The sequence below is a fragment of the Prauserella shujinwangii genome (assembly GCF_003001955.1).
GTDB classification, from domain to species: domain Bacteria; phylum Actinomycetota; class Actinomycetes; order Mycobacteriales; family Pseudonocardiaceae; genus Qaidamihabitans; species Qaidamihabitans shujinwangii.
In genome coordinates this window covers 223,581-235,191 of the sequence record NZ_PVNH01000005.1, presented here as the reverse complement: position 1 = coordinate 235,191, position 11,611 = coordinate 223,581, and the positions used below count along the sequence as shown (strand labels likewise).

The window sequence follows — 11,611 nt, the reverse complement described above, 5'->3', positions numbered from 1 at the left end:
GTGTGGGGACGGGCGGCCCTGCTGGCCGGGCTGTTCGTGGCGGCCCTGTCGGCGGAGCCCGCCGTCGGTCAGGCGCGGGCGGGCGCGGGGCGGCGCCGCACCACGACGGTGTCGGCCGCCCCGGACAGGACCCCGCCGGCCGGGTCGTCGTCGCCCGCCATCCGGACCAGGTCGGTCGAAGGCCGGTAGATCTCCCTGATCACCAGTGCGCAGATGACGATCACCGCGATGTCCCTGACGACCACCGTCCCGAGGAACCAGCCCTCGGGCAGCCCCTTGTTGTCGGTGCCGAGGTAGTAGAACATCCGCGGCGCCCACACCAGGGCGTCGACGAGCATCCAGCCGAGCAGCAGCCGCCAGCGCGGGATGGCGAGGACGGCGAGCGGCACCAGCCACAGCGAGTACTGCGGGCTCCACACCTTGTTGGTGAGCAGGAAGGCGGCCACGACGAGGAAGCACAGCTGGGCCACCCGGGGCCGGACGGGTGCGCGCAGCGCGAGGTACGCGATGCCCGCACAGCAGGCGAGGAACAGCGCTCCGCTCACGGTGTTCAGCACGGTCGGCGTCTCGCCGTGCATGAGCCTGCCGTCGAAGCCCGCCCAGCCGGTGAAGTAGGAGACCACGTTGTAGAGCGAGTCCGGGTCCATCCCGCGTTCGGTGTTGAGCCGGAAGAACTCGGCCCAGCCCTGCCGCAGGAACAGCGCGAACGGCAGGTTCACCGCCGTCCACGTGCCCGCCGCGACGAGGGCGGTGGTGGCCCACGTCCGCATCCGGCCCGCGCGCAGGCACAACACCAGCAGCGGGCCGAGCAGGAACAGCGGGTACAGCTTCACCGCGGCGCCGAGCCCGAACAGCAGTCCGGCCAGCGCGGGTTTGCGTCGGGCCCACGCGAGCAGCCCGGTGGCGGCGAACGCCGTGGACAGCGTGTCGAAGTTGGTGAAGGCGTGCACTACGACGATCGGGGAGATCGCGACCAGCGCGGCGTCCCAGATCCGTCTGCGTGCCGTCCGCGCGACCGCCCACACGGTGACGAGCCAGGCCAGCGCGAGAAAGAACGCGGTGATGTTGAAGTAGATCGCCACGGGGAGCGCACCGGGCAGCCAGCCCGCGGCCGCGCCGTCGCTCCAGGCGTGCGCGAGCTTGGCGTTGGCCCACTGGAAGAGCCCGGTGAGCACCGGGTACTCCATGTACCGGACCTGTTCGCGGGGGGTGCCCTCGTTCTCGACCCAGCTGGTGGCGTACGGGAAGGTGTCCTCGCGGTCGAGCCGTTCGGCGCCGTAGAGGGGGACGATGTCCGAGTAGCACATCGCGACGTAGGGCCTGCCGGACCGCCAGTCCAGCTCCGCCTGGCCCTGGTCGTTGACGTACTGCTGGATGCAGGCCGCCTTGCCGAACCAGCCGAGGGTCAGTGTGAGTACCGCCAGCAGGAGGCAGACCCGCAGCGGTGTCCAGAACCAGTGCCTGCCGACGGCCGCGTGCTCGCCGAGCGGACCGCCCGCCGGTTTGCTGGCGGCGGCCACGACCGGCTCGGTCCAGCTCGGCACCACCCGCTGCGACACGTCCAGCGCGTGGGTGTCGGGTGTCTCGCTGGCCGAAGCACGGATATCGCTGGACACGGGCCGAATGTTACGGGCGGGCCGGACCTGTTGGTGAGTGTGCCCCGGACCCGACCCGGTCCGGGGCACACTCACGAGCTACTGGTCCTCTTCCGTCGGTTCGCCGGGGTCTCTGCCCCACCCGGGCACGATGGGCCGGTCGGTGGTCTCCGTCGGCTCGGTCGACGTCTCGCTCCCGGTCGGCACGGACGGGGTCCACGTCGGGGTGTGCGTGGGCTTGTTCTCCTTCGTCTTGGTCGGCTTCGACTCGGTGGTCGGTTCCGACGAGCTGGTCGGCGGCGGCGAGTACGTCGGGGTCGGATCCTGCGTGACCGGCGACTTGCCGATGAGCTCGACCTCGGGGAACTCCAGCTTCGGCAGCCCCTCGTGGTAGCGGTTCATGAAGTTCTGCCAGATCGCTCCGGGCAGCCCGCTGCCGTAGATGCGGCGGCCGCTCGCGTCCCGGATGGGTTCGTTCTTCCCCGTCCCCACCCAGGCGGCGGCCGAGATCTGCTTCGAGTAGCCGACCATCCAGGCCTGCGCGTTCTCGTTGACGTCCTTGCCGTCCGGATCCACGTACTGGTGGGTGCCGGTCTTGCCCGCGCAGTCCCTGCCGTCCGTGCACTCGAGGTCGGAGTAGCTGAGCACCGGCTCGAGCGACTCCGTGACGTTGCCCGCGATCTGCTTGCTCTTCTCCGGGTCGTCCGAGAAGGCGGGTTCGCCCTTGTTGGCCGCGGCACCGGTCTCGTCGAAGATGACCTCGCCGTCCGCGGTCTCCAGCTTGGCGACGAAGTGGGTCTCGTGCCGGATGCCGTCGGCCGCGAAGGTCGCGTAGGCGTTGGCCATGCTGGTGGGGCTCACCTCGACCGTGCCACCGCCGATGGAGATGTTGGGGTCGGCGTTGGCCATGGTCGCGCCCTGCGGGCCCTGCTCGGGGATGCCCGCGTCGAGTGCGGCGTCGACCACGGCCTGCACCCCCAGGTCGTTGAACACCATGTCGTAGAACACGGTGTTGATCGACTTCTCCATGGCCTCGGCCACGGTGCACTCGCCGCAGTCCACGCCCTCGGAGTTGCGGACGACCGCGCCCCCGAACTCCCGCGGCGAGCTGCCGTTGTACACCTCGCCGATGCCCTTGCCGCGCTGCAGGAACGCGACGAGGTCGAACGGCTTGTAGGACGAGCCGGGGTTGCGCTGGATCGCGCCCCAGTCGACCTCGTCGACGCCGGGCTTGTTCGGCCCGCCGTAGTAGGCGCGGACCGCGCCGGTGTTCGGGTCCACCGCCACGAGCGCCTTCCGGAGGTTCTTCGGCTGGTCCTTCATCACCTCGTTCACCGCTTGGACGGCCGCGCGCTGGGCCTTCGGGTCGATCGTGGTGTGGATGCGGTAGCCGCCGGACTGGACCTTCTCCTCCGGGTAGCCCTTGGCCGCGAGCTCGGCCATCACGCGCCGCTGGATGTACGCGTTCGGGCCGGTGATGGTCTGCGGCTTGGCCTTCTCGAGCGGGATCAGCTTCGGCACCTGCGCGGCGTCCCGTTCCGCGGCCGGGAGCCACTTGTTCTGCACCATCTGGTCCATCACGTAGGACCAGCGCTGCTGGCGGACCTGCTCGTTCTCCGAGCGGCCCGGCTGCTGGATCATGCCGGCGAGCAGCGCCGCCTCGGACGCGGTGAGGTCCTTCGCCGACTTGCCGAAGTACGCGTTCGCGGCGGTCTCGATCCCGTACGCCCCGCGCCCGAAGTAGATCGTGTTCAGGTACGCGGTGATGATCTGGGCCTTGGACTGCTCGTTGTTCATCTTGAACGACTTGACCAGCTCCGTGAACTTGCGGGTGTAGCTGTACTCGTCGTTCTGCGTGGCGATCTTGATGTACTGCTGGCTGATCGTGGAGCCGCCACCGACGCCGCCGGTGAGCTGGTTCCAGACCGCGCGCATGATGCCGGTGACGTCGAAGCCCGCGTTGGTCTCGAACGTGGCGTCCTCGGCCGCGTACACCGCGTGCTTCACGACGTCCGGGATCTCGTCCTGCTCCAGCAGGATGCGGTTGCCGCCGCCGGGCGGGATCTCCTTGCCCATCTCCTTGCCGTTGGCGAAGAAGAACGTGACCACCTTGCTCTGCTCGGCGGCCACCTCCTTCGGCGACGGCACGTCGACCAGGAAGTACGTGATCGTGAACGCCAGCGCGGGCAGGACGAAGAAGATCGCCACGAACGCGTAGGCGGCGCGCCGGATCCGCTTCCAGCGCCTGCGCTTGCGTTCCTCCGGCGTCAGGACGGGCTTGCCGTCGCCGTCCTCGTCGTCGAGGCCGCTCTCGTGGAAGCGGTGCTCCTGCTCGTCGGACCAGCGGTCGTCGTACTCGTCGTACCCGTCGTGGTCGCCGTGGCCGTCATAGCCGCCGTGGCCATCCACGCCACCGGCACCGCCGTACGCGGGACCGCCCGTGGTGCCGTTGTGCACGTGGTGGGTCAGCAGCTCGGGCTCGCGCTGCTCGGCCTGCGGTGGTGGTGGCGCCACCAGGCCGGTCGGCTGGTCGGCCTGCGGCCGGCGCTGCGGTTGCCGCTGCTGCTGCGGTTGCTGCGGTTGCTGCTGGTGGGGCCGCTGCGGGTGCTGTGGATGGTGGGGGTGCTGGGGTGGCTGCGCCCCCTGCGGCTGCCGGGGCGGGGGCGGCTGCCGGTAACCGGGCTGCTGCGGCCCGCCGGGCGGCCGCCCGCCGGGGGGCGGCGGGCCCTGCCGGTGTGCGGGCGGGGGCAGCGGACGGCCGCCCTGTGCGTGGCGGGCGGGTCGGTCCGCTTCGGGCTGCCCCGGCCAGCGGGGAGCCGGTGGCTCCTCACCCGAGGGCCACTGTGGCTGCGGCGGTTGCGGCTGTTGCTGGGGACGGCCGCGCAGCGGAGGCCGAGCGGGGGGTTCGTCACCGGTCGGCCACTGCGGTGCCGCGTCGTCGCCGCCAGGCCACTGGCTGTGGCGGCCACCCCCCGGATCCTGTTCCGGCCAGCGACGATTCTCGTGGTCGTTCAATTCAGAGCCTCCCAGATCGGCGCGCACGCCGCCGTTCCGCAATCGGAGCCTAAGCCCTGGGGAACTCTTCCCCTGCGGGTGCCTGCCGTCACTGACCCGCGGTCCTCCGCGAACCCGGGTGTGGCTTCCCCGTGCCCAGGACGTACGACTGGACCAGGTGGTTCCAGGCGCACGAACGGCAGACCTCCACCACGTAGACGGTGAACTCGGTGAACAGGTTGGCCATCCGCTCGAGTTCTTCCGGCGCTTTGGCGGAGCCGGCGACGTGGCGCAGCTCGTCCCCGAACACCCAGGACACCAGCGTGAGCGCCTCCTTGCGGCAGACCGGGCAGGATGTCTTGCTCGGCTGGCCGTGGAACTTGGCGGCCCTGAGCAGGTACGGGTTGGCGTCGCACACGTCGAGGGTGCTGACGCGACCCGAGTGGACCTCCGCGAGCAGCGCACGGCGCTGCAGCGCGTAGTCGACGACCTGCCGCTGGTTTCGCACGTCAACAGAGTACGTGTTGTGCCGCCACCGGCGACGGGCCATACGCGAGATCGTTTCGCGTGACGATCCTGACACGCGCAGACTGGATAACGATTCGATGAACTCTCCCACCCGTGTCGATGGACCGGAGGTTATCTCCGCCACTTCGATGTATCGGTGCGATATAATTCGTCGGTAGGTTGAGTGCAACATCGGGCGGGTAACCCGACCAACGTCCGGTGTTGCCGTTTGTTCCCGTGAGGGGGTGTGTCGTGCTGGAGTTCGCGGTGCTGGGACTGCTGCACGAGGCGCCGATGCACGGCTATGTGCTGCGCAAGCGGCTGCACGAGACGCTGGGCACATTCCGCACGTTCTCGTACGGCTCGCTGTACCCGACACTGCGCAGGCTGCTGCGCGCGGGCCTCATCGTCGAGGAGTCCACCGAGGCGGGAGCGGGCTGGGGACGCCGGGGCAAGCGCGTCTACAAGCTGACCGCGGAGGGCAAGGAGCGGTTCGCCGAACTGCTGGCCGACGCCGGTCCGCAGACGTGGGACGACGAAGGCTTCGGTGTGCACCTGGCGTTCTTCTCCAGGACGCCTGCCGACGTCAGGATGCGAATTCTCGAGGGAAGGCGCCGCCGCGTCGAGGAACGTAGGGAGGGGCTCCGGGCAGCGTTGGCCAGGGCCGAGGAAAAGATCGACCGCTACACCCGTGAGCTGCACCGGCTTGGCCTGGAGACGAGCGAGCGGGAGGTGCGCTGGCTCAACGAGTTGATCGCGCACGAACAGGCCGAGCAGCGCGGACAGGAGACCTGACCGCGCCTCGGCACGACCTACGACAGGATCACGAGTAAGGAGAAACCGGCATGGGCGAGAACCGCGCGGCGGGGGCTGGTCCCCGTCAGGGGGCCGGCAACAGCACGGTGAAGGTGGCCATCGTCGGCGTCGGAAACTGTGCGGCTTCGCTTGTTCAGGGTGTCCACTACTACCGCGACGCGGATCCCACCACGCGCGTTCCCGGATTGATGCACGTTCAGTTCGGCGACTACCACATCAGCGACATCGAGTTCGCCGCCGCGTTCGACGTGGACGCCAAGAAGGTGGGTCGCGACCTGTCGGAGGCCATCGTCGCGAGCGAGAACAACACCATAAAGATCACGGACGTGCCGCCGCTCGGCGTGCCGGTGCAGCGGGGGCACACGCTGGACGGGCTCGGCAAGTTCTACCGGGAGACCATCGAGGAGTCGGACGAGCAGCCGGTGGACGTGGCCGCCGCGCTGCGGGCGGCCGAGGTGGACGTGCTGGTGTCCTACCTTCCGGTCGGCTCCACCGAGGCGGCCCGCTTCTACGCGCAGGCCGCGCTCGACGCCGGTGTCGCGTTCGTCAACGCCATGCCCGTGTTCATCGCGTCCGACCCCGAATGGGCCGCGAAGTTCGAGCAGGCGGGCGTGCCGATCGTCGGTGACGACATCAAGTCGCAGGTCGGAGCGACGATAACGCACCGGGTGCTGGCGAGGCTGTTCGAGGACCGCGGGGTCCAGCTCGACCGCACCATGCAGCTGAACGTCGGCGGCAACATGGACTTCAAGAACATGAAGGAGCTCGACCGGCTGGAGTCGAAGAAGATCTCCAAGACGCAGGCCGTGACGTCGCAGGTGGACCGCGATCTCGGCACGGCGAACGTGCACGTCGGTCCCTCCGACTACGTCCAGTGGCTGGACGACCGCAAGTGGGCCTACGTCCGGCTCGAGGGGCGGGCCTTCGGTGATGTGCCGCTCAACCTGGAGTACAAGCTCGAGGTCTGGGACTCCCCGAACTCGGCGGGCATCATCATCGACGCCGTCCGCGCCGCCAAGATCGGCAAGGACCGCGGTGTCGGCGGCCCGCTGCTCTCGGCGTCCTCCTACTTCATGAAGTCGCCGCCGGTGCAGTACGACGACTCCACCGCGCGCGACTCCGTCGAGCGGTTCATCAGCGGTGAGGTCGAGCGCTGAGGCCACCGAGGCCACCGAGGCCACTGACTCCACTGCCCTGAGTGGCCCGTTACGGACATGTCTCGTCCGTAACGGGCCACTCGGCCGGTTCGCGACTTCCGTCGCTGGCCGAACGGTGCGACCACTGCCACACTTGTCGCTCACGTGGCCGGATGGCCGGGGTTCGTCCGGCGTTAACTTGACGTACGTTGTGGGCTTGCTTTCGGCACATACGGTCACTCTCGTTCCCCTGACTGAGTGACTTGGAGGCCCCGTGTCCGTCGCACCGAGACGGTTCCTGCCGTTGCTGAACTCCCACCGTGCCGGCCGGTCCGCGGTCACCTGCGAGTACCGCTGCGGCAACGCGTGCGCGCACCCCGCGCCCAACGAGTCGGACAACGCCTACTTCGGCGACGTCGTCAAGGGCGTGCTCTCGCGCCGGGGCGCGCTGAAGGCCAGCGCGGTGATGGCCGCCACGGCCGGTGGTTTCGCCGCCCTGTCCGGCACCGCGTCCGCGGGCACCGTCCCGCCCGCGCTGGCCGGGCGGGGCAAGGGACGGGACAAGGGCAGGCGGACCGTTCCCGGCACCGACTACGAGCCCGTCGCGCCGAACACCGCCGACGCCGTCGTGATCCCGGACGGCTACGAGCAGGACGTCGTGATCCGCTGGGGCGACCCGGTGGAGTGGGGCGCGCCGCGGTTCGACTTCGCCAACCAGAGCGCCGCGGCGCAGGCCAAGCAGTTCGGCTACAACTGCGACTTCGTCGGGCTGATCCCGCAGGACCCGCTGGGCTGGCGCAACCTCATGGTCGTCAACCACGAGTACACCAGCGAGACCATGATGTTCCCGGCCGGAACGTACGACCCGGACAACCCGACCGAGGAGCAGGTCCGCATCGGCTGGGCGGCGCACGGCCTCTCCGTGGTCCAGGCCATCCGGGACCCGAGGGGCGGCCTGCGCGTCGTGCCGAGCCGGTACAACCGCCGCATCACCCTAGAGACCGAGTTCGAGCTGCGTGGCCCTGCCGCTGGTTCGGACCTGCTGAAGACCTCCGCCGACCCGACGGGCCGCACCGTCCTCGGCACGCAGAACAACTGCGCGGGCGGCGTCACCCCGTGGGGCACGGTGCTCTCCGGTGAGGAGAACTTCAACCAGTACTTCGCCAACGCGGGCACGGTGACCGACCCGGTCGCGGCCGAGCGGCTGCGCCGGTACGGCCTCTCCGGCGCCGCCAGCAGGCGCAGGTGGGAGCGGTACGACAAGCGCTGGGACGTCGCGCAGGAGCCGAACGAGCCGAACCGGTTCGGCTGGGTCGTCGAGATCGACCCGAACGACCCGAACTCGAAGCCGGTCAAGCACACCGCGCTGGGCCGGTTCAAGCACGAGGCGGCCAACGTCAAGATCGCCAAGGACGGCCGGGTGGTCGTCTACTCCGGCGACGACGAGCGGTTCGACTACATCTACAAGTTCGTCTCCAAGGGCAGGTACAAGAAGGGCCGCAGCGCGCACGCCCGCAGGCACAACATGAGCCTGCTGGACGACGGCACCCTCTACGTCGCCCGGTTCACCGGCGACAGCCCGGCGGGCGAGATCGACGGCAGTGGCACGCTGCCCGCCGACGGCGAGTTCGACGGCAGGGGCGAGTGGATCCCGCTCGCCAGTGGCGACAGGTCGTTCGTCCCCGGCTTCACCGCCGAGGAGGTCTACGTCTTCACGCGTCTGGCCGCGGACAAGGTCGGCGCCACGAAGATGGACCGCCCCGAGGACATCGAGGCGAACCCCGTCAACGGCCGCATCTACGCCGCGCTGACCAACAACAGCGACCGCGGGGCGGCGGGCAAGGCCGGCGTCGACGAGGCGAACCCCAGGGTCGGCAACCGCAACGGTCACGTCATCGAGTGGGAGGAGGAGCGCGGGGACGCGGCGGCGACGCGGTTCTCCTGGCGGATCCTGCTGGTCTGCGGTGATCCCGCCACGGCCGACACCTACTTCGGCGGGTTCCCGAAGGACCAGGTCAGCCCGATCTCCTGCCCGGACAACGTCGCGTTCGACCGGTACGGGAACCTGTGGATCTCCACCGACGGCAACAACCTCGGCTCCAACGACGGCCTGTTCTCGGTGCCGGTCCAGGGCCCGGAGCGGGGACACGTGAAGCAGTTCCTCACCGTGCCGGTGGGCGCGGAGGCCTGCGGCCCGGTCGTCACCGACGACCTGGTGCTCGTGGCCGTGCAGCACCCGGGTGAGGGCGGCACGCCCGCCGACCCCGAGTCGCACTGGCCCGACGGTGGCGACACCCAGCCGCGGCCTTCGGTCGTCGCGGTGTGGAAGGAGGGCCGCTGGGGCCGCAGCGGCCGGATCGGCGTCGACTAGCCGACCAGCGCGAACGGCCGGTAGCCGCGCCCGTGCCGGGGCGCGGCTACCGTGGTCGGCATGGCTGATCGATCTTCGCTGCCCCTCGCCCTGGTGACCGGAGCCTCCCGGGGAATCGGATCCGCGGTCGCCAAGGCGCTCGCGCCGACACACCGGCTGCTGCTCGGCGGCCGGGACGAGGCGGCGCTGGCCGAGGTGGCACGCGAGCTGCCCGGGGCCCGGCCGTGGCCCGCCGATCTCACCGATCCGGCCGCGCTGCGGGAGGCGACCGGCCGGATCGAGCGGCTCGACGTGCTCGTGCACTCGGCCGGCGTCGCGGAGCTGGGCACGGTCGAGGAGTCGCCCGCCGAGGTGTGGCGGCACAACCTCGAGGTCAACGTGGTGGCGGTCGCCGAGCTGACCCGGCTGCTGCTGCCCGCGCTGCGTGCCGCCCACGGGCACGTGGTGCTGCTCAACTCCGGTCAGGGGCTGTCCGCGCGGGCGGGCTGGGGCGCCTACGCGGCGAGCAAGTTCGCCCTGCGTGCGTTCGCCGACGTGCTCCGTCAGGAGGAGGAACCGCACGGCGTGCGCGTGACGTCGGTGTACCCCGGCCGCACGGACACCGAGATGCAGCAGGACGTGGTGGCGAGCGAGGGCGGCGAGTACACGCCGGAGAGGTACCTGCGCCCGGAGTCGGTGGCGGGGGCCGTGCTCGCGGCGGTGTCCGCGACCCCGGACGCGCACCTCACCGAGGTGACCGTCCGCCCGCGCCCCACCCGCTGAGGCCCCGTCAGGCGCGGAGCCGGGCGGCGGCGGTACGCACGTCCGCCTGCGCGGCGGCGCGGTCCACGCGCGTCGCCTCCCCTTCGGCCACCACCTGTTCGCCCGCGACCCACACGTCCCGCACCCGGCGCGAGCCCGCCGCCCACACCAGGTTCGCGACCAGCTGGTCGTCCGGCACGTCCAGGCCCGTGGCGAACGCGGGGTCGTCGAGGTCGACGTGCACCAGATCCGCCCAGCGCCCCGGCTCCAGCGAGCCGATGTCGGAGCGGCCGAGCGCCTCCGCGCCGCCGCGGGTCGCGAGCAGCAGCGCGTCGGCAGCGGTCACCGCGGTGGAGTCCTGAGTGGACAACCGGGCGAGCATGGGCGCCAGCTGGACCTCCTCCCAGAGGTCGAGATCGTCGTTGCTGGCCGGGCCGTCGGTGCCAAGGCCGACCGGCACGGAAGCGTTCCTGAGATCGGTGAGGCGGGCGATCCCGGAGGCGAGTTTGGCGTTGGAACCGGGGCAGTGCGCGACCCCTGCCCCGCGCGCGGCGAGCAGCGCGATGTCCTCATCGGACAGGTGCACCGCGTGGGCGGCGATCAGCCTGCCGTCCAGCAGGCCGACGTGGTCGAGCAGGCGCGGCACCGAACCGTGTTCCGCCCGCTGCCGCTCGTCCTCGTCCGGTGCCTCCGCCACGTGGATCTGGACGAGGGCCCCGCGCGCCGACGCCGACTTCGCGATCTCGCGCAGCGCGTCCACCGGCAGCATGTACGCCGAGTGCGCGGCGTAGGACAGCTCGACGCGGTCGCCTGCCCCGAACACGAGCCCGTCCACGTCGATCCACCGCTCGGTCTCGGCGATCATCGAGCGCCAGTCCAGCCCGGGCAGGTCGATGATCGGGCCGCCGAGCACGACCCGGGAGCCCGCCGCGAGCACCGCCTCGGCCATCCGTTCGGCGTGGAAGTACATCTCGGCGCTGGTGGTGACCCCGTTCCGCAGCATCTCGACGGCGCCGAGCAGCATGCCCGCGTGCACGTCGTCCGGCCGCAGCCGCGCCTCGGCGGGCCAGATGACCTCGCGCAGCCAGCGCAGCAGCGGCAGGTCCCCGCCCATCCCGCGGAGCAGCACCATCGGGCTGTGCGCGTGCGCGTTGACCAGCCCGGGCAGCAGGATGCCTGGCAGCTCCGCGACGCGGGCGCCGGCCGCGGGCGGCGCCGTGGCGGCCGGACCGCAGTAGGAGACGCGACCGGTGTCGTCGACGTCCACCACGCCGTCGCGCACGACGGAGCAGGCGGGATCGGCGGGCAGCACGACGGGGGCTCGGAGGCGCTGGCTCATGCCACTCGATCCTAGTGTTCCGTGTCCGAAGAACGTTTGCGCTTGCCGGGGCCCAGACCGCCCCTGGCTGCGTTGTCGCAAGGCCCGAGTACGGCACCCGGTACGAGGGCCC

General features: G+C 70.7%; 8 protein-coding genes. 4 read left to right on the top strand and 4 right to left on the bottom strand.

The features are described from left to right. Positions 1-68 precede the first annotated feature (68 nt). The 3 genes from B0I33_RS13835 to B0I33_RS13825 all read right to left on the bottom strand — a co-directional run bounded on the left by B0I33_RS13835 (position 69) and on the right by B0I33_RS13825 (position 5,097). The gene (locus B0I33_RS13835; RefSeq protein WP_106179155.1) at positions 69-1,616 is read right to left on the bottom strand and encodes a glycosyltransferase family 87 protein; all 1,548 of its coding nucleotides are present in this window, start codon (positions 1,614-1,616) and stop codon (positions 69-71) included. A 78-nt stretch (positions 1,617-1,694) separates the two neighbouring features. After that, positions 1,695-4,610: a transglycosylase domain-containing protein gene (locus B0I33_RS13830; protein ID WP_106179154.1), complete on the bottom strand. Its 2,916-nt coding sequence runs from the start codon at positions 4,608-4,610 to the stop codon at positions 1,695-1,697. An 88-nt stretch (positions 4,611-4,698) separates the two neighbouring features. Further along, positions 4,699-5,097, bottom strand: a complete 399-nt coding sequence (locus tag B0I33_RS13825; RefSeq protein WP_106179153.1) for a DUF5318 domain-containing protein — start codon at positions 5,095-5,097, stop codon at positions 4,699-4,701. A gap of 251 nt (positions 5,098-5,348) precedes the next feature. On the opposite strand from B0I33_RS13825, the gene B0I33_RS13820 reads away from it, so the two are divergent. The 4 genes from B0I33_RS13820 (at position 5,349) to B0I33_RS13805 (ending at position 10,181) form a co-directional block, all read left to right on the top strand. Further along, positions 5,349-5,891, top strand: a complete 543-nt coding sequence (locus B0I33_RS13820) for a PadR family transcriptional regulator (protein ID WP_106179152.1) — start codon at positions 5,349-5,351, stop codon at positions 5,889-5,891. 50 nt (positions 5,892-5,941) lie between these two features. Next, a complete protein-coding gene (locus tag B0I33_RS13815) occupies positions 5,942-7,069 on the top strand; it encodes an inositol-3-phosphate synthase (RefSeq protein WP_106179151.1) in 1,128 nt (375 codons plus the stop codon). A gap of 253 nt (positions 7,070-7,322) precedes the next feature. Then, positions 7,323-9,419, top strand: a complete 2,097-nt coding sequence (locus B0I33_RS13810) for a PhoX family protein (protein ID WP_106179150.1) — start codon at positions 7,323-7,325, stop codon at positions 9,417-9,419. Between the two features lie 60 nt (positions 9,420-9,479). Then, positions 9,480-10,181, top strand: coding sequence for an SDR family oxidoreductase (locus B0I33_RS13805; protein ID WP_106179149.1), 702 nt, complete (start codon positions 9,480-9,482; stop codon positions 10,179-10,181). A gap of 7 nt (positions 10,182-10,188) precedes the next feature. On the opposite strand, the gene B0I33_RS13800 is transcribed toward B0I33_RS13805, so the two are convergent. Further along, positions 10,189-11,499, bottom strand: a complete 1,311-nt coding sequence (locus B0I33_RS13800; RefSeq protein ID WP_106179148.1) for an amidohydrolase family protein — start codon at positions 11,497-11,499, stop codon at positions 10,189-10,191. Positions 11,500-11,611 lie beyond the last annotated feature (112 nt).